Origin of the sequence: Bacteroides muris (ex Afrizal et al. 2022) (assembly GCF_004793475.1) — a bacterium.
Classification (GTDB): Bacteria; Bacteroidota; Bacteroidia; order Bacteroidales; family Bacteroidaceae; genus Bacteroides; species Bacteroides muris.
In genome coordinates this window covers 151,913-172,323 of sequence record NZ_SRYZ01000003.1, presented here as the reverse complement: position 1 = coordinate 172,323, position 20,411 = coordinate 151,913, and the positions used below count along the sequence as shown (strand labels likewise).

Below are 20,411 nucleotides of genomic sequence, written 5' to 3'. Positions count from 1 at the left end.
TAATCCCTATACGGTTTGATTGAAAGATAATAAATGTTTACAGTTGTATTATTTTGCGCATAAATAAGGACTGTTAGAGAATTGCTTCTTTTGTAATAACTATGTAATTCTGCTTTCTGACCTTTGTGGCGGAATTATAATTTTCTATATTATAAACTTTAAATTTTAATTGGATGAAACAAGTAAATCTTAGAATCTATCGAACGATTCTGACCCTACTGTTAGGGCTGTTCTTGTCGGCAGGTGCTTATGCACAGCAGATTTCTGTGAAAGGAACAGTAAAAGATCAGACTGGTGAACCTGTGATTGGTGCTAATGTGTTGGTAAAAGGAACGACGAATGGAGTGATTACGGACGTTGATGGGAAATTTGTGCTGCAAACTATGGAAAAAGATATTTTGCAAATAAGTTTCATGGGATATAAAACATTGGAAGTAAAGGCTTCGTCAGAACCGATTGCTGCTATTTTGCAGGAAGATACGGAACTGCTTGATGAAGTCGTTGTTATAGGTTATGGGACTAGTCGAAAGGAAGACTTGTCTACGGCAGTTTCTACCGTTAAAATAGATGATAAATTGAAAAGCCGCCCGGCTAATTTGGGGTCTTATCTGCAAGGACAAATGCCCGGTGTTATGATTCAGTCTAATGGTGGAGACCCGATGTCTGATGTTTCTTTGTCTATCCGTGGTCGCGGTTCTCGTGGTACGGACGATAACTACAATAGTGGTGATGGTGTGCTTTATGTAGTGGATGGCGTACCCGGTGCACCTTTCAGCATGGAAGATGTAGAAACCATTACCGTATTGAAGGATGCTGCTTCAGCTGCTATCTATGGAGCAAGTGTAGGTTCTGGTGGTGTAGTGGTGGTAACTACTAAGCAAGCTGCTGTCGGTAAGGTGAAGGTGAATATCAATATTTCCAAGAGTTTTAAAAATGCGATGAATTTGCCCGAAACCCTGACAGCTGAACAATATAATCAGGTATGGGCAGATGCGGTGAAAACGTATGGCGGTATAGCTAATCCATCAAGAAATCCCAATGTGTTTGCTTATGGTAATGTGACACGCACAGATTGGATGGATGCTATTTTCCGTACAGGTTCGTTGGAACACTATGCTTTGTCTTTATCCGGAGGTAGTGAGGTTATGAAAGGTTTTGCATCTTTTGCTTACGACAATGATAAAGGTATTATGCTGAACACATATTCACGCAAATTCTCTGCTAAGGGGAACATGGATTTCCAAATAGCCAAATGGCTGAAATTGAGTGAACGTGTTACTTATGAATATAAAAATGGCCAAGGTAATATCGGTACAGGACATGAAGGTGTATTGAATCAGGCTGTCTTTTTCCCTCGTTCGGCAACAGTGTATGATTATGATAAATCCGGTAACTTGATGACTGATGATCAAGGTAAGCCGCTTTATCACGGAACGGTTCCTCGCTGGGCTATTGACGAAGGTATCAGTAGTCCTTATGGTGAAATGAGAAATCCGGTGGCTACATTGCAACGTCTTAATCAGGAAAGACCTTCTACAAGAATCTATTCTACTACTTCTTTGGAATTGAAGCCTCTCTCTTCTTTGACAATCAAGAGTGATTTTACGGCAGGTTTGGATGTAAGACATGAAGACATATTCTCACCAAGGGTGCTCGAAGTGGGGCGTCCGGATTTGGACAACACTCGTGAGATGTCTAATACTTGGAATAGTAATATCCTATGGGAAACTATCGCCACTTGGGCGAAGGTATTTAACGATGTACATCACGTCAGCGCTATGGTTGGTTATTCTATGAAATATGAAAAATATAAATGGGATCGTTACTATACCAGCGGATACAATTTGGAAGATAGACATTCCATTACGAATGGACAGGCCGGTAATTGGAGCAAATACAAGCCGGAAGAAAGCATTTGGGAAGAATCTATGATTTCTGCTTTTGCTCGTATCGGTTATTCTTATGGCGACCGTTATTTTTTGACAGGAAGTTTGCGTAGAGATGCCACTTCAAAATTGTATAAGGATAATAATTCAGGTATATTCCCTGCTGTATCGGCATCTTGGAAAATATCCTCGGAATCCTTCTTTGAACCCTTGAAGTCGGTTGTCAGCATGCTAAAGTTGCGTGGTAGTTGGGGACAAGTCGGTAATGTGGCTTTGGTGCCTCGTTATTCTTGGAACGTTCCTTTGAATGAAGTCGAATGGCCTATTATCTATGGTCAGAATTTGAATCACATGGTTCAGAACGGTGTGTATGCCGGTTCTATCGGTACCAAAAATTTGAAGTGGGAAACTACAGAACAATATGGTATAGGTTTAGATATGGGCTTGTTCGATAACAGTTTGAACCTGACGGTAGATTATTTCAACAAACGTACGAAAGACCTGATTGAGGTAGTGCCGATGCCTTCTGTGGCTGGTGTGAAGGTAGACCCTTACGGAAATGTGGGAGATGTGGTGAATCGTGGTTGGGAATTAGGTGCCAGCTACAATAAGACAATCGGTGATGTTACTTTTGGTTTGAATGCCAATATATCTACTGTACATAATGAAGTTCTTGATTTGGGAGCTATGGGATATATGCAACACAATATTGTGTTGAACAGTTTGACTCCATTGCGTTCATCTGTTGGTAATCCTTGGTATTCTTATTATGTATTGAAGACTGATGGTATTTTCCAAAGCGAAGAAGAAGTAAAGAATTTTACTTGGAGAGATCCTGAAACTGGTATGACAAAGCTTATTCAGCCTAATGCAAAGCCGGGTGATTTCAGATATGTGGACTTTAATAACGATGGTCAGATTACTGATGACGATAAACAATATTTAGGCAGCTATATGCCAAAGATTACTTTTGGATTTGGTGGTAACTTGCAATACAAAGGTATTGATTTTAGCTTCCAATTTCAGGGAGTAGGTAAGTCGACCATTTATAACGGATTCAAACAGATGGGTTACACCGGTAGAGGACAAGGTGGTAATATGCTTGCTGATGTTCTTAATTCTTGGGATTACAATAAAACATCCGGTATTCCTCATTTGGCTTTGATTGAAGACGGAAATAACAACTATAGTAATCTTAACGATTTCTTTTTGGAGAATGGTAGCTATCTCCGTTTAAAAAACGTTACTTTGGGTTATACCTTGCCGAAGAATGCCATGCGAACCATTGGCTTGCCTGGCAGTACATTACGTTTCTATCTGAATGGTGAGAACCTTTTTACTGCGACAGATTACAGTGGTATCGATCCCGAAGTAGGTAACTTCGGTTTGGATGGAGGTACCTATCCGGTAGCTCGATCATTCAGCTTAGGATTCAATTTTAGTTTCTAACTTTAAAACAACAGGAATATGATGAAAAAATATAAAGGTATAGCATTGTCTTGCCTCTTGGCATTTTCTACTGTAAGTTGCAGTGACTTCTTGGAATTCGACCCTTATGGATTGGAGGGCAGTACCAACTTTTGGAAAACGGAAGAAGACGTACAAAAAGCATTGAATGCTTTTCATGAATTTACTTATAATGAGGGCGTGACCGGACGTGGGTTCATGTGGCTTGAGAATTGTAGTGACAATATGGTGACTGGACGTAGCCAAGGAGAAGCGCAATCCATCAAGAATTTTCAGATGACTCCGGATAACGGTCGCGATCAAAAGGACACATGGCCTGCCATGTTCCAGCTTAATGCCAAAGCTAATGATGTGTTGCGTAATGTACCTGATATGTCTGTTTCTCAGGAGGTAAAAAATAATGCGATTGGTCAGGGCTATTTTTATCGTGGATTTGCTTATTTGTGGATTTGTCCGTTCTATGGTGACAATGGTCCCAACGGTGGTCTGCCTATTATTACGGAAAAAACACCGAGCGCTGAGATGGATAGTCCGCGTCCAGCATCGGTATTGGAAAATTACGACCAAATTATAAACGATATGCGTAAGGCTGGTGAATTGTTACCTTATCTCTCTGAATTGAAGAGTGAGGATTACGGCCGTCCGCATAAGGCTGCCGCATGGGCGTTTGCTGCACGCGCAGCTTTGTATGCAGCTCAATACGATGCTAAATATTACAATACTGTTATCGAGTTCTGTGACAAAGTCATTAATTTGTCTGGTAGTGACAAACGTGATTTGTTCCCTGATTTTACCAAACTTTTCCGTGAGGAAAATAATTTCTGTTCTGAATATCTTTTCTCTCTGCTTGGTAATGCTACTGAAGGCCCGAAATTTCATGGAATGTCTTTCCAAAATGGCGGGTGGGGACTCTATAATACCTGGGGATATTTCCAACCTACTTTGGAACTTTGGAAAGCCTATGAGAATGGTGACATGAGACGCGAAGCTACTATCCTTTATCCGGGCAATCACATCCAGTTTGTGGGGCAGGATGTAACTTGGGCGGTAGGTCGTTGGGGTACAACGAGTGATTCCGGTCTGACTTGGAGCAAGTTTATGTCTCCTTGGGAAGATGCTGATTGTATTGGTAAGAAGGTAAATACCAATGGAAATAATGCAAGTAATGTATTGGGTACTGTATTGATACGTTTTGCCGATGTGCTGTTGATGAAGGCAGAGGCACTGATTTGGAGCAAGGGCGAAGGTGATGCGGAAGCCGTAAAATTGCTGAATAAAATTCGTAAACGCGCTGGCTTGCCGGAAGATAGTAAGGCTACCAAAGCTCAGTTGAAAAATGAACGTCGTTGTGAATTGGCATTTGAATTCCAGCCTAGTCGTCACATTGACTTGGTGAGATGGGGAGATGCACAAGAAGTGTATGCTAAGCCGCTTCATGGGGTAAAAACCACTACTCATGCTGATGGTACGTATACCGTTGAAGAGGTGGAGATATGGCCGGCACGTACTTTTAACCCCAAAGTAAATCATGTGTTCCCTATTCCTGCAAAGGAAGTGGCAAGTAGCAAAAACTTGAAGCAAAATATCTATTAATTAATAAACTCATAATATGAAAACATATATTTGTCCTTATATCGTGTTGGCATTCCTTGCCGTATTGTTAGGAGGAAGTTTCTCTAATGCCAATGCACAGAACACTCGCTTGAAAGTCATTACTTTCAATGTTAAATCTTTCGAGATGGTGGATATGAGTAACCAAGTGCTTTTTGACGTTACTCCGTTTGCTGATTTCCTGAGAGATGAAAATGCTGATTTTATCATTCTGAACGAAATGGAGAATAGAAGCTCACGTCAGCAAAGAGATGGAAAATACAGAGATGTGGTGCAGGAATTGGCTGAAAAGTTAGGCATGTTCGGTATTTTTGGATACGCTTATAATTTAGGTAATAAAACAGGCGATAATCCGGAGGAGAATTATACTTATTGTATGAACGAATTATATGGTAATGCCATTCTAAGTAAGTATCCTATTCTGAGTTCTCAAGCCATGCAATTACCTCGGCCGACAGGATCTGCAGACCAACGTGGAGTATTGGTTACAGAAGTGGTAATGCCTACAGGAGAAATGATAAGAGTGGTAGCCACCCATTTGGATCATATTGGGGGACAAGACGAACAAGCACAATTGTTGATTTCTGATAAAGTAATCAATGACAATGTGCCTACTATCTTGGCTGGTGACATGAATTCGAGTCCTTCCAGTTCTGCTATGGAAACAGTGAAAACTAAGTTTGATATTATTTCAAATACTTGGGTTGATTATATTTTTGCTTCTAAGGGCGATTGGAAAAAAATTAGTGAATATGTGAAACAATCTGGCAACTTATCTGACCATAATGCGATGATTTCAGAGATTGAATTAATAAAAAAATAAAGTTATCGGAATATGAAAAAGTATTTGTTATATACTATTGTAGTGTTGGGGATTGGTTCTATGCTTACTACTTCATGTCTTGAGGAAAATTTAGGTGTTGGTAATATCAAACAGGAAATGCAAGGTGGTGAAGGATGGAACAAAAATAAAACCATTGAAATTTATTACCTTACTAATTTGTCTGATGCAGTCATGGGAGCTGTTCCGGGGGTTATTGATTATTTCAATGGTTTGGGTAACGCTTGTTCTTTAGGGGTAATAGACCGTGTGGATGTATTGGGCAACAATAATATTGCTACCGAAATTGCTTTCAAGACATCACGTTTCTCCAGTTATGCGTTGAATAAAGTGTATATGAATGGAACAGATATAGCTACACAAGGTTCACTTTTGTTGTTCAATCATAAGATTAATTCAGAAGAAGGTTTTAAGATTACGAATGATTGCTATATTAAGTATATCAATGTAATGACTAAGACTACTACCGAAAATCCGATTGATATTCTCGTGCCTTTCAGTACAGTACGTTTCAGTAACAAAGAGCAGATTGCAGCTGCTTCTACAGCGTTTACCACATTGAATGATAATCAGCATGCTTTTATTATGGTTGGAACTGTAAAAAAAGATTTGGTGGAAGATTTGAAGAATGTGGCAGAAGGATTGGAAGGTTGTGCTTTCACAGAAGTGGCAAAGAATCCGGCTGCTGATTATGTTGTTTTTATGATGGGTAGAAAGTCTTGGGTATTACGTGAAACAACGGATGCTTTGGTAAGTGGCGACTTAAATGCTTATCGATTGTCGATAGAAGCCGGTGTAGAATAATAAATAGAACAGACCTCATTGCCATTGGTCTAATCTGCAAGGGTTGGTGTGCGTGGCATATCGGCTCTTGCAGAATTTTTTTATATTTGCGGACAAAAAGAGTAAAAACAAAGAGATAATTAAAATCTGCCTTGATGAAACTGAAAAAACTGTTATATGCAACTTTGGCATGTATGATGTGCGGGGGATGCACTTCCGACAAACAATTATTGCCGGTGGATTATGTAAATCCGCTGATTGGTACTGGTTTTCATGGGCATACCTATCCGGGAGCGACAGTGCCTTTTGGGGCAGTGCAACTAAGTCCTGATACGCGTGCCGGAAATTGGGATGCTTGTGCTGGCTATCATTATGATGATACTACATTGAAGGGATTTTCGCATACCCACCTCAGCGGTACGGGCTGTATCGACTTGGGGGATGTCTTGTTCCGTCCCACTACACAGCAACTGGATTTATCGGCTGAAACAATTTGCCAACCTGCTACTTTCAGTCATAAAGAGGAAGAGGCATCCGCAGGATATTATTCCGTAATCCTGAAGGAAGAAGGCATAAAAGCAGAGTTGACAGCTACAGCGCATGTCGGTGTGCACCGCTATACGTTTCCGGTAGGAAAGGAAGCATCTGTCATCATAGACTTGGCACACTTGCTTGATAACGAACATATCTATGAGGCTACACTGAAGCAAACAACAGACCATGAAGTTGCCGGTATGCGTAGAACAAGAGGATGGACAGATAATCAGTATGTTTATTTTGTAGCACAATTCTCAAAACCTTTCAAGAGTGTAGACTTTATACAGGATAGAAAAATAGTGCCGGCAGATGCCGGACTGACCGGTACCGATTTGCAGGCTGTGGTTACATTTGCCGGTGATGACAATGAACCGGTGGTAGCTAAGATAGGATTGTCTGTGGTGAGCGAAGAAAATGCCCGTAAAAATCTGGAAACAGAGGTGAAGGGGTTTGATTTCGATGCCGTGCGTACTGCTGCCCGTTCCGCTTGGGAACAAGCCCTCTCTGCCATTACGGTAGAAGGCGGCAATACGGATGATTTGCGGAATTTTTATACAGCTTTGTATCATGCGATGGTGGTGCCGAATGTGGTGAGTGATGTCAATGGTGAGTATCGCCGACACGATATGACCATAGGGCGGATGCCGGAAGGCAGGAAACACTATTCCACTTTCTCCTTATGGGATACTTTCCGGGCATGGAACCCGTTGATGACACTGGTGAATGCCGAACTGGTGAATGATATGATTAACTCCTACCTTGATATTTATGATGCTTCGGGCGAACTTCCCATCTGGCCCCTTTCGGCCGGGGAGACGGGAACGATGATTGGCTATCATGCCGTTTCAGCCATTGCGGATGCTTATATGAAAGGCATTCGTGGATTTGATGCCGAAAAAGCATTGGCTGCTATGATAGTTTCTGCTGAAAAGAACGAAAAAGGAGCAGATTACTATGTGCGGAACGGCTTTATTCCTTCAAATATCAAAAGAGAGTCAGTTTCTTGCTTGTTGGAATTTGCATATGATGATTGGTGCATAGCTCGTATGGCAAAAGAAATGGGAAAAGAAGATATTTATGAAACATTTATTGCACGTTCGCAGAATTATGTGAATGTGTTTGACGGAGCTACCAAGTTCTTCCGTCCCAAACGAATGGATGGCAACTGGGAAACGCCGTTCAGACCGTTGGCGGTGGGACGCGCTTACACGGAGGCTACCGCTTGGCAATACCGTTTCTTTGTGCCGCACGATGTAAACGGTATGATGCAACTGTTTGGTGGCAAAGAGGAGTTTGTTGTGGCACTCGACTCTATATTTTCTTCGGACTTGAAATTGGAGGGAGAACTTTCGGACATCACAGGTTTGATAGGTCAGTATGTACATGGCAATGAGCCCAGTCATCACATTACTTATTTGTATGACTACGTTGGGCAGCCTTGGAAGACTCAGGAGATGACACGTCGGTTGCTTCGTGAAATGTATGCGCCGACTCCCGAAGGTATCATCGGTAACGAAGATTGCGGACAGATGTCTGCCTGGTATATCCTTTCAAGTTTGGGATTCTATTCCGTATGTCCCGGTAGTAATGAGTTTGCATTGACCACTCCGCTGTTTGAAAAAGCGGTGATGAAACTGACAAACGGAAAGACACTGTCCGTGCTTGCCAATAATCCGCAGAAGAATGTTTATATCAGCAAAGTAGAGCTGAATGGAAAACTGATAGAAGGTAACTTTATCACCTACAATCAATTGATGGAAGGAGGGGAACTTCGCTTTACGCTGACTGACAAACCCGATATGACACGAGGAGTTTCGGAAGAGTCGGCGCCTTATTCTTATACGAAGGAAAAAGTGGTGTCTATACCTTATGTAGACAGAGACTTGAATCTGTTTATGGATAAGGTTACGGTAGCATTGGCTACGGCAACTGCAGGAGCAGAAATCAGATATACACTGGATGGAAGCGAACCGACAGAGCTGTCTTTGCTCTATGAGAAGCCGTTGGAGCTGGATAGGACAATGCCTGTTAAAGCAAAAGCGTTTAAGGAGGGATTCCGTTCAAGCAATACACTCTCTATCGTGGCTACCAAGGCAGAGATGAAACCGGCGCTTGCCGTGCATCCCGTGCAGAATGGTACTTCTTATAAATATTTTGAAGGCACGTATCGGAAAGTGGCGGATATAGAAAGGACTCCTATGGTGGATGCCGGAATCATGCCGGAACCTTCCATCAAGGAGGCTAAACAAGAAGACCATTTCGGATATATCTTCTCCGGTTTAATAGAAGTGCCTGAAGATGGAATCTATACTTTCATGACCCGTTCGGACGATGGCAGTGTATTGTATATCGGTGATGAGGTGGTGGTGAATAATGATGGTTCTCATGCTGCTATTCCAGCTACTGGGGCTGTTGCCTTGCAGAAGGGATTTCATACTTATAAACTGTATTACTTTGAAGATTATGAAGGGGAGGAACTGAGTTGGGCATGGAAACTTCCTTCGGCGCAAGATTTGTCGCCGATTCCTGCTTCTGTATTGTATGTGAAATAATAAATTACGATTACCATGAAAAAAATAGCTTTATTACTTTTCCCTATTTTGCTTGCATCGTGTGGGCAGGGGAACCAGACGGCAACTGCCGTGCTGGAACCTATGAATGTGATGTCTTTCAATATACGTTACGACAATCCGGAAGACAGTCTGAACAACTGGCAGTACCGTAAAGACCGTGCAGCCAATGCCATCCGTTTTTATGATGCGGATATTGTAGGTACGCAAGAAGTACTACACAATCAGTTGCAGGATTTGCAGCAACGTCTTCCGGAATATGGGGTGATAGGCGTAGGGCGCGAAGACGGTAAGGAAAAAGGAGAATATAGTGCACTTTGGTATAAGAAGGAACGCTTCGAGGTACTTGATTCCGGTACATTCTGGTTGAGCGAGACACCTGAGGTGCCCGGTTCCAAAGGCTGGGATGGCGCCTGTGAACGTGTGGCTTCGTGGGCGAAACTGAAAGATAAGATTTCGGGCAAAGAGTGCTTGGCATTGAATACACATCTGGATCATGTAGGTGTTGTGGCACGTCGTGAGGGAATCAGCCTTATTTTGGATAAGGTGAAAGAACTGGGCAACGGGATGCCGGTGGTTGTTACCGGGGATTTTAACTCTACACCAGAGTCGGATGTCATCAACCATATCACTAATCCGGAAGGTCCGGAACATCTGACAGATGCACGTACGGTATCGCCCGTGGTTTATGGACCGGCATGGAGTTTCCATGATTTCGGTAGTATTCCCTACGAACATCGTCCGCTGATAGATTATGTGTTTGTGGGCAACGGAGTGAAGGTTTTGAAGTATGGAGTGTTGGCCGAGACGGAAAATGAAGCTTTCTTGTCGGATCATGCACCGGTACTGGTGACAGTGGAATAAGTGGAATAAGAAAAAGAAAGATTGCAATGAAAAGAATAGCAAAGATAAGTATATGGGTACTTTTGGCAACTGTACTGTTGCCTGTCAGTACATCGGCACAAAGCCGTCGTGACAAAGAACAGACTTATGTGTTGGAACAACCGTATGAGGTGACTCGAATAGTATCTCCGCAGGGGAAAAAGATAAAGAATGTTGTCCTGATGATTGGCGATGGTATGAGTCTAATGCATGTATATTCAGCATGGACTGCCAATCGGGGAAAACTTTTTCTGGATAATTGCCAGACAGTGGGATTGTCGAAGACCTACTGTGCCAATAAATTGATTACTGATTCCGGGGCTGGTGGAACGGCTATTGCTACCGGGCAGAAAACCAACTATCACTATGTAGGGGTAGACCCGGAAGGACGTCCTTTGCAGTCTTTAGTCGACTTGGCTTCCGCTAAAGGTAAGTCGACCGGACTTGCAGTGACCTGCCGTCTTTGGGATGCCACTCCTGCTGACTTTTGCTGTCACAACAAAGATCGGGATGCAGAGGAAGATGTGGTGACAGGATATGTGGATTGCAAAGCTGATTATGTGTTTGGTGGAGGTGCACAATTCTTCGAGAACCGCAAAGACGGACGCAACTTGTTTGAAGAATTGCGTGAAAAAGGATTCCAGACACCCCGTACATGGGATGAACTGGCTGCTATCGGGAGCGGAAAGGTATTTGCAGTGCCCTATCCGAAAGATACGCCTCTTCCGGCAGAGCGGGGTGACTTGCTGGCACGTGCATCCTTGAAAGGTATCGAATTACTGAACCAGAACAAGAAAGGATTCTTTATGATGATAGAAGGTTCGCAGCTGGATGATTACGGACACTTCAATGACTTGGATTTGCTGATGCAGGAAACGCACGATTTCGATAGGACTATCGGTGCTATCTATGAATGGGCAGCCAAGGATGGGGAAACGTTGGTAGTGGTGACTGCCGACCACGAAACCGGAGGACTTACGCTGGTGGACGGTGACTTGAAACAAGGTAAGATTGTATGCAAGTTTTCTACCGGTAGCCATAGTGGTGTGATGGTGCCTGTATATGCTTTTGGACCCGGAGCGGAGGAATTTACCGGAATTTACGAGAATACGGCTATTTTCGACAAAATAAAGAAATTGCTAAAATTATAATCAAATAACTATTTCCCATGTTGAAACATATTTTACTGCTAGGTTTGTTGTCTCTTTCGGCCGGTTCGTTGCTGAGAGCTCAGAGTTGTGGCAATGACGAGAAGTATCATTTGCCTTATAAGAATACGTATGTCAAAGAACCTTTGGTTACGGAGAACGAATATCGCGTGGCCAAACCGGAAACCATTGAGCCGAAAAGTTTCGAGGAAGCCCGGCAGATTCTTCCTAGTCCCATTTGGAACGGACATGACAAGGAACTTGAAATGTATTGGAAGGCATGGGAAATAGCTATTGGTAATATTCGGGCTCCTCAGGCGGGCTCGGGTTTTGTATCAAGCTATTTGGATACAGCTTATAATGGTAATATCTTTATGTGGGATTCCTCTTTCATTCTGATGTTTGCCCGTTATGGCACCCGTTTTTTCCCTTTCCAGAATACGCTGAACAACTTTTACGCCAAGCAGCATCCCGACGGTTTCATTTGCCGTGAGATAAAGGCAGATGGTGCCGATTGCTTCGAACGCTATGACCCGGTGAGTACCGGACCGAATCTGATGCCTTGGTGCGAGATGGTCTATTTTCATCAGTTTGGTGATACAGAGCGTCTGCATAAGATATTTCCGGTACTTTGTGCTTATTATAAATGGTTGAAGTTGAACCATACTTGGCGAAATGGAACCTATTGGTCAAGCGGATGGGGAACTGGCATGGATAACATGCCCCGTGTTTTGTCGGAATACAGCCCTATCTATAGTCACGGACACATGATTTGGCTGGATACAAACTTGCAACAATTGTTTACGGCTAATTTGCTGCTTGAGATGGGATTCTATCTGGAACGTTGGCAAGAAATAGAAGAGTTTGAAGACGAAGCCAAAATGCTGGGAAAATATATCCATGACAATCTTTGGGATGAAAAAACGGGTTTCCTTTATGACCAGTATGCTGATGGTACGCTCTGTACAACTAAGGGAATAGGTGCCTATTGGGCTCTGTTTACTGATGTATTGGATGCTGTACAATTGGATCGCATGGTGAAAGAATTGGATAATTCTGCTACATTCAACCGGAAGTACCGTATTCCTTCTTTGTCTGCCGATAATCCCAAGTATAAGGAGAATGGCCGTTATTGGCAAGGTGGTGTATGGCCGGGAACCAATTACATGGTGATGCAGGGTCTTGTGCAGAAAGGTTACGGTAAACTGGCACGGGAGATTTGTTTGAATCATTATGCCCAAGTATTTGAGGTCTATAAGAAAACTGGAACTTTTTGGGAATATTACGCTCCGGAAAGTGCTGAGCCGGGATTTATGGCAAGGGATAATTTTGTGGGTTGGGCAGGACTTCCTCCTATTGCCGAATTGATAGAGTTTATTATCGGTATTCGGGGAGATTATGCCAAAAAGCAGATTGTCTGGGATATGAATTTGACGGAGACTAATGGTATAGAACGCTATCCTTTTGGTCCCGAAGGGCTTATCTCCTTAAAAGCTGAGGCACGCCGTTCGGCAAGTGATGAGCCTCGTATTACAGTAGATTCTAACATCGATTTTGAACTGTGTGTACTCTATGGTGGAAAAGAGAAAAAGATACATGTGACATCCGGTAAGCATACCTATTAAAGAAGACATCGATTATGAAAAACAATATGTCAAGACGCCAATTTCTGAAGACTGGCGGACTTGCTTTGGCTGCTATGACTTTTCAGCCCGCTTCAGTATTATCTTCATCAGTGACTTTGAACCAGAGATATGTTTCTTTACGTCCTGCTGTAGGCAAAAGGTGCTTTGTTTCGAAGGCGGTGGATGCCGCCATTGAAGAAGCGAAGCCTAAAATAAAGGACGAAAAATTGCGCTGGATGTTCGAGAACTGTTTTCCCAATACGCTTGATACTACCGTCAGATATAGAGTGAAGAATGGCAGACCGGATACTTTCGTCATTACGGGAGATATAGATGCCATGTGGCTGCGCGACTCTTCTGCACAAGTTTGGCCCTATCTGCCGTTGATGAAGAAAGATAAGGAATTGCAGCGGATGGTGGCAGGACTTGTCAACAGACAGACTGAATGTATCTTGATAGACCCATATGCCAATGCCTTTAACGACGGACCGTTAGGTAGCTATTGGGAAACCGACCATACACAACATATGGTGAAGGAATTGCATGAACGCAAATGGGAGATAGATTCTTTGTGCTATCCCATTCGTTTGGCCTATCATTATTGGCAATACACGGAAGACACGTCTGTGTTCGATGAAAATTGGCATAAAGCTATGCTGTTGGTGGTTAATACCTTTAAAGAGCAACAGAGGAAACAAGGCTTGGGGCCTTATAGCTTTACGCGCGATTGCGACCGCCCTACAGATTCGCAGATTAACAACGGATGGGGAGCACCGGTAAAGCCGGTCGGCTTAATCGTTTCTTCTTTCCGTCCGTCAGATGATGCTACACAATACGGTTTTCTGATTCCTTCTAATATGTTTGCGGTTGTGTCATTGCGCCAATTGGCTGAGATAGAGGATAAAGTTTATGGAAACAAGGACTTCTCTGGCAAATGTATAGCACTGGCAGATGAAGTGGATGCAGCTATCCGCAGGTATGGTACTTTCAATCATCCGGTTTGTGGACGTATTTATGCTTTTGAGGTCGACGGTTTTGGTAACGCGCTTTGTATGGACGATGCCAATGTACCCAGTTTGCTGGCTGCGCCTTATCTGGGTTATTGTTCTTTTAAAGATGCGATTTATCAGAATACCCGTAAAATGATATGGAGCGGCAATAATCCTTATTTCTTTAAAGGAAAAGCTGGTGAAGGGGTAGGAGGTCCTCATGTGGGATTGAATTATATCTGGCCGATGAGCATCATTATGAAGGCTTTTACAACGGATGATTCCGAAGAAATACGTGCTTGTCTGAAGCAACTTCGTGATACGGACGGAGGGACGGGCTTTATGCATGAATCTTTCCATTCGGAGGATGCTGCAGACTTTACTCGTTCTTGGTTTGCCTGGACAAATACTTTGTTCGGTGAACTGATACTTAAGACAATCAAGGAATATCCCAACTTGTTATCCCAAATGCTATGAAGATAAGATATTGGTTACTGGCTATGTCATTCATTTTTCTCTCTTGTGGGAGAGTGACTGATGATGTAGCGGCAAACTATGGTATTATACCCATGCCCAATAAACTAGCTCCAATGCAGGGAGTGTATGTCTTGCAAGGGGAAAAAACAGTGGCTGTTCCTTCCGGGGAAACCGCGATGAAAGTTTTTCATTATTTGGAGGATGCGTTGAAAAACACTTCTGTGACACTGAAGGGGATTTCGGAAACGGGAAAGGCTGATATTTGTTTATCTATAGATAATTCCTTACCCGATGAGGCTTATACATTGGAGGTTTCTTCCGATAGGATAAATATATCTTCCAATGAAACTGCTACCGGATTTTTTTATGGTGTTCAGTCTTTGTTGCAGCTCATGCCAGCAGCCATTTATGATGGTGACCGGAAATACGAAGGAAGGATTAGGATTCCGGCCGTCAGCATTGCAGATGCTCCCCGTTTCCCTCATCGTGGGGCTATGATGGATGTCGGACGTAATTTTCTGCCAAAAGAGGAAGTGCTGAAGTTTCTTGATTTGATGGCATTCTATAAATTGAATAAATTCCATTTTCATCTGACGGATGACCAAGGATGGAGAATAGAGATAAAGAAGTATCCGAAACTGACTGAAATAGGTTCTTACCGTAAACAGACTCAGGTAGGACACTCTGATTATTATTTTCCACGGCGTTATGATGGAAAAGAAACGAGAGGTTATTATACGCAAGAAGAAATAAAGGAAATTGTGAAGTACGCATCCGACCGTTTCATTACGGTCATTCCCGAAATTGAAATGCCGGGACATGCATCCGCTGCACTGGCTTCCTATCCGGAACTTTCTTGCGGACTGGGAAAGACTTATGTGGTACGTGATTATTTTGATGTTTTTGATGAGGTTTATTGTCCCAAAGAGCATACATTTGAATTCCTGGAAGATGTACTGACAGAAGTTATGGAACTCTTCCCCAGCCATTATATCCACATAGGTGGGGATGAGTGCCCCAAGAAAGCGTGGAAGAAGTGTGCCCATTGCCAGAATTTGATGAAGAGGAAAGGCTTGCCTGATGAAGAAGCTTTGCAGAGTTGGTTTATTCATCGGATAGAGCAGTTTGTGAACAGTAAAGGGCGTGACATCATCGGATGGGACGAAATATTGGAAGGAGGACTTGCTCCCAATGCTACAGTCATGTCGTGGCGTGGTGAGAAGGGAGGTATTGAAGCTGCCCGTCAGCAGCACAAGGTTATTATGACACCCGGTAAGAAGTGTTATTTGGATTACTACCAGGAAAGTCCGGAATTCGCTCCGTTGGCTATCGGCGGTTTCCTTCCATTGGATACGGTGTACAATTATAATCCGCTTCCTGCTGAACTGACTCCGGAAGAACAAGCTTATATAATAGGTGTACAAGCCAATATCTGGGGAGAGTACATACAGACTCCCGAGTATTTTGAATATATGGCTTTCCCCCGTTTGCTGGCTATGTCAGAGGTGCAATGGACACAGCCTGAACATAAGGACTTCGAGTCGTTTGCCTGTAGGCTGGATAAGGAGTTTGAACGATTGGATTATTGCGGAGTGAATGCTTGCCGCAACTTCTATGAAGTCAATCAGACAGGTGCGTGGAACAAGTCGCGGCAGACTTATGAGGTGACTTTGAACACCTTCTGTCCGGATGCCGATATTTACTATGCGGTAAATGATTCGATAGTCAACACTTCATCTTCTCTTTATGAGACTCCGATACCGTTGGACGAGGATGCAACTATTTATTCGGCAGTTTACAGAAGCGGTAAGCCGCTAGGGAAAGTGACTCGCAAGAGTTTTGCTGTAAACAAGGCAACCGGATGTGACTATACTTGTAATCCTGAAGCAGGATGGGAACACTTGAATAAAGGCTTTGGGCTGACTGATGGACGACGTGGCTATGCCCGTGATATGCGTCGCTGGATAAGCTTTTACCAGGATAGTGTGCAGATTGTAGTGGAACTGAAGAAACCTCAGAAAGTCAAGGAAGTTGCCTTTTCTTCTTTATGGAGACCAGTAAATGAGATATGGCCGGCAAGAGCGATGAGTGTTTCTGTCTCAATGGATGGTCAGACTTTTATTCCGGTGGGCACTAAACAGCTGACCTATGATTTTACTTTGACGGAAGGCACCCGTTTCCCGGCATCTCTTTCATTTGCCGAAACGGAAGCTGCATTTGTCCGCTTGGAATTATTGAGTGGTGGCTTGTGCCCGAAAGGATATTTTCATGAAGGGTTGCAGAGTGAGTTGGCAATAGATGAAATAGAAATATATTAATCTCAAGAAATTATGAAGAAAATAGTTGTTCTTTTAGTTGTACTGTTGGGCTGTATGCCGGTAACGGCTTTTGCGCAGAAGCAATTCTTTTTTAAGGATGGCAAGTTTGTAGTAGCACAGTTTACAGATTTGCACTGGATGCCGGGTTCTGCAAAATGTGCCGAGACTACAGCTACTATCCGTGCTGTCTTGGCGGCTGAACATCCGGACATTGCCATACTGAGTGGTGATGTGGTGACCGATGACCCGGCTATCAAGGGATGGGAAAGTGTTGTGGATATTTTTAATGAGGCAAAGGTTCCCTTTGTGGTAACTATGGGAAATCATGATGCCGAATATTTGACGCGTGATGATATCTATGATTTTCTCCTAAAGTCTCCATACTATGTAGGTACGAAAGGTCCGGAGGATATCATGGGATGTGGTAATTGTGTCATTCCGGTTTATAGTTCGGAAAAGAGGAATCGGGTAGAGGCATTGCTCTATTGTATGGACTCTAATGATTATCAACCTGATAAAATCTACGGTGCTTATGATTGGATTCATTTCAATCAAGTAGAATGGTATAGAAAGCAAAGTAAACACTTTGCAGAGAAGAATGGGGGTAATCCTGTTCCTGCTTTGGCCTTTTTCCATATTCCGCTGATTGAATACAATGAAATCAGGGGTGACGGGAAAACTTATGGAAATGACAAAGAAGGTGGAGTTGCCTCTGCTAATATCAATTCCGGTATGTTTGCTTCCTTCCTTGACATGAAGGATGTAATGGGAGTATTTGTAGGACACGACCATGATAACGATTTTATAGGAATAGATAAAGGTATTGCATTGGGATACGGACGGGTGACCGGTGCGGATGCGTATGGCGATTTGAAACGGGGGGCGCGTATTATCGAGCTGTACGAAGAGCAGTTCAAATTTGATACGTGGATTTCTACTCCTTCGGGAAGGGAGGCTGCCTACTATTATCCTTCCGGCTTGAATTCAGATGAGGAGCAGAGCATGGCTTATTTGCCGGCTACGGGAACTTCTCCCAAGAAGCAGGGCGTGGCATATGCCTATTATGAAGGCAAATGTAAGCGTGTTGCTGATATTGCAGCCTGCAATAAAGTGAAGGAAGGGGTGATGAAGAACTTCTCGATTGGGGAAGCAACCGTCTCGGATCATTTTGCTTATGATTTCCGTACGTTGGTGAAAATTCCTGAAAGGGGAGTCTACCGATTCTATACTTTTTCCGATGATGGGTCTAAATTATACATAAATGGTAAGTTGATTGTTGATAACGACGGCGGCCACAGCGGACGCCGTGCCGAAGGGAAAGTCGCTCTCGAAGCAGGATGCCATGAACTGCACCTGCTGTATTTTGAAGATTACATGGGCCAGGAATTGGAAGTCGGGTATTCGGGACGGAATATTCTGGAAACCGTGTTGCCTGATACCATGTTGTTTGTGCCGGATTAAAATCAGCGCTGGTAACTCTTTGTGTGGTACTCTTTCCGATATTCATTTGGGGAGACTTTCTTCAAAGCTTTGAATTGGCGGGACAAGTTTTTCAGGTTATTGATTCCGACTTGTTCCGCCACATCTGCAATCGGAGCATCACTGGCCAGTAGCAATTGGGCAAAGCGTTCCATCCTAAGATTGAAGATATATTTGTGGATGGACTGCTGGGTGACTTGTTTGAAACGAATCTCCAATAAACGACGTGATAATGGTACTTGCTTCACTATATCCGATACAGTGATATCAGCAGCTATATTCTGATGGATATATTTCAGGGCTGTCTGGATATGGGCATCGGTGGTGGAATAGAAGTCTGTCGAAAGCCTGTTGATGATATTGACTGGTTGGATTACTACATCCTGATAGGTAGCCTTTTCATCATTCAATAGCTGTTCTATGAGGGCGGCTGCCTCAAATCCGCCTCTTACAATGTTTTGGCTGATACTGGATAGGGGAGGGTCTGAAAGATTGCATATAATCTCATCATTGTCGACTCCTAATATTGCTATCTTGTCGGGCACTCTGATATTGTTGACTTTACAGATTTCCGTAATGCGGTTGCCTTGATTGTCATCGCAGGCCATGAGTGCTGTAGGTTGTGGCAATGACTTTAACCAACTGAGCAGGGGCGGGGCTTCATAAAACCATAAGTCGTCAAGGGATTGGTCCTGATAGGCGTAGAAGTTATTGCCAAACCCTTGGGCAGCTATACATTCGTAAAAACCTTCACAACGTTCTTGCGACCATACCGTATCGCGATAACCATAGAATGCAAAGTTCTGAAAGCCTTTACTCAGAAAAAACTCTGCTGCTATTCTGCCGGTCTTGCGGTAATCGCCGGTGATGTTTGGAATATTGCTGAACCTTGATTTATAATCTTGGGCCAACGCGATAATTCCGTTTTCACGGAATAGCTCTACATTGTCAGCGTTGTCAAATCTGCCGATAATTGCATCTGCATGCCATGTCTTTGCCCATTTCAAGACTCCTTCTATGCCATGATTATTTTTGTAGGAGGGTGGCATACGGCATACTACCCATGGCTCATGGCTTTTGGAATAGGCCAATACTCCCTTTAGCAGATTGTACGAAAAGGACTCTGTAAAATCGGTCAATAATATCAATCGAATCATAGCAGTAGAGTAAATGTAACTGATTGTTACTTATACAATTGTTGGCTTAATTGACAAATATAGGATTTTATTTCTTTTTTTTCAAATCTTTCCCCTCATATTTGCAGATTGCTTCAATCCATTCTTCTTCCAGTGGCTTGGATTCGTGTTTGGAGAGGTCGAAGGCTACCATGATGGAAGTACAAACGCATTTTACTTCTAAGGTTTCCGTATCGATGACACGCTGTGCCAGATGGAAACTCTTGGTTCCTATTTCAGTAACGGCAGTTTGCACGGCAATATGGTCCGAACCATAAATCTGCGCAAGGAAATTTGCTTCAATATGGACGACAACGATACCATCCTTTTCCCAATCTACATCCGGGCATACGGAAGCGAAATATTCCGTTTTTCCTAAATCATAAAAAGAGAAGTAAACAGTGTTGTTTACATGGCCGAATTTGTCGACGTCATTGAAGCGTAGTTGTATGGGCAGGGTGTGGTTAAATTGAATTTCTTCCATTGTTTTCTATTAAAATTTGTTTATAATCGCTGCAAAAATATTATTTGATTTATGTGTTGGAAATCAAGTGTCTAAATGCGAAAAATCCCTTCTCGTACTTATAGGACACCACAAAGGTAGTAATTCTCTTGTTACCAAA

13 protein-coding genes are annotated in these 20,411 nt (G+C 43.0%); 11 read left to right on the top strand and 2 right to left on the bottom strand.

Annotated features, from left to right (window positions below; all coding sequences use genetic code 11):
• Positions 1-173: 173 nt before the first annotated feature.
• From E5355_RS02715 to E5355_RS02665, 11 genes are all read left to right on the top strand, one after another.
• Positions 174-3,335 (top strand): SusC/RagA family TonB-linked outer membrane protein, encoded by a 3,162-nt coding sequence (locus E5355_RS02715; protein ID WP_136009083.1) that lies wholly within the window; start codon positions 174-176, stop codon positions 3,333-3,335.
• A 21-nt stretch (positions 3,336-3,356) separates the two neighbouring features.
• A complete protein-coding gene (locus E5355_RS02710; protein ID WP_136009115.1) occupies positions 3,357-4,946 on the top strand; it encodes a RagB/SusD family nutrient uptake outer membrane protein in 1,590 nt (529 codons plus the stop codon).
• Between the two features lie 16 nt (positions 4,947-4,962).
• Entirely contained in the window at positions 4,963-5,787 is an 825-nt protein-coding gene (locus E5355_RS02705) for an endonuclease/exonuclease/phosphatase family protein (RefSeq protein WP_136009082.1), read from the top strand.
• Positions 5,788-5,799: 12 nt separating this feature from the next.
• Complete coding sequence (locus tag E5355_RS02700) at positions 5,800-6,609, top strand: hypothetical protein (RefSeq protein WP_136009081.1); 810 nt, start codon at positions 5,800-5,802, stop codon at positions 6,607-6,609.
• 134 nt (positions 6,610-6,743) lie between these two features.
• Positions 6,744-9,677 carry a GH92 family glycosyl hydrolase gene (locus E5355_RS02695; RefSeq protein WP_136009080.1) on the top strand — a complete coding sequence of 978 codons (2,934 nt, stop codon included), beginning with the start codon at positions 6,744-6,746 and terminating at the stop codon, positions 9,675-9,677.
• A gap of 15 nt (positions 9,678-9,692) precedes the next feature.
• A complete protein-coding gene (locus E5355_RS02690; RefSeq protein WP_136009079.1) occupies positions 9,693-10,559 on the top strand; it encodes an endonuclease/exonuclease/phosphatase family protein in 867 nt (288 codons plus the stop codon).
• A 26-nt stretch (positions 10,560-10,585) separates the two neighbouring features.
• Entirely contained in the window at positions 10,586-11,728 is a 1,143-nt protein-coding gene (locus E5355_RS02685) for an alkaline phosphatase (RefSeq protein WP_136009078.1), read from the top strand.
• A 17-nt stretch (positions 11,729-11,745) separates the two neighbouring features.
• The gene (locus E5355_RS02680) at positions 11,746-13,350 is read left to right on the top strand and encodes an MGH1-like glycoside hydrolase domain-containing protein (protein ID WP_136009077.1); all 1,605 of its coding nucleotides are present in this window, start codon (positions 11,746-11,748) and stop codon (positions 13,348-13,350) included.
• Between the two features lie 14 nt (positions 13,351-13,364).
• A complete protein-coding gene (locus tag E5355_RS02675; protein WP_136009076.1) occupies positions 13,365-14,816 on the top strand; it encodes a glycoside hydrolase family 125 protein in 1,452 nt (483 codons plus the stop codon).
• A complete protein-coding gene (locus E5355_RS02670) occupies positions 14,813-17,134 on the top strand; it encodes a glycoside hydrolase family 20 protein (RefSeq protein WP_136009075.1) in 2,322 nt (773 codons plus the stop codon). Before E5355_RS02675 ends, E5355_RS02670 begins: the two co-directional genes overlap by 4 nt.
• A gap of 12 nt (positions 17,135-17,146) precedes the next feature.
• Entirely contained in the window at positions 17,147-18,595 is a 1,449-nt protein-coding gene (locus E5355_RS02665) for a PA14 domain-containing protein (RefSeq protein ID WP_136009074.1), read from the top strand.
• 2 nt (positions 18,596-18,597) lie between these two features.
• Here E5355_RS02665 and E5355_RS02660 read toward each other — a convergent pair whose 3' ends face one another.
• Positions 18,598-19,770 carry a xylose operon transcription regulator XylR gene (locus E5355_RS02660; RefSeq protein ID WP_136009073.1) on the bottom strand — a complete coding sequence of 391 codons (1,173 nt, stop codon included), beginning with the start codon at positions 19,768-19,770 and terminating at the stop codon, positions 18,598-18,600.
• 67 nt (positions 19,771-19,837) lie between these two features.
• Positions 19,838-20,272, bottom strand: a complete 435-nt coding sequence (locus tag E5355_RS02655; protein ID WP_136009072.1) for an acyl-CoA thioesterase — start codon at positions 20,270-20,272, stop codon at positions 19,838-19,840.
• Between the last annotated feature and the right edge of the window lie 139 nt (positions 20,273-20,411).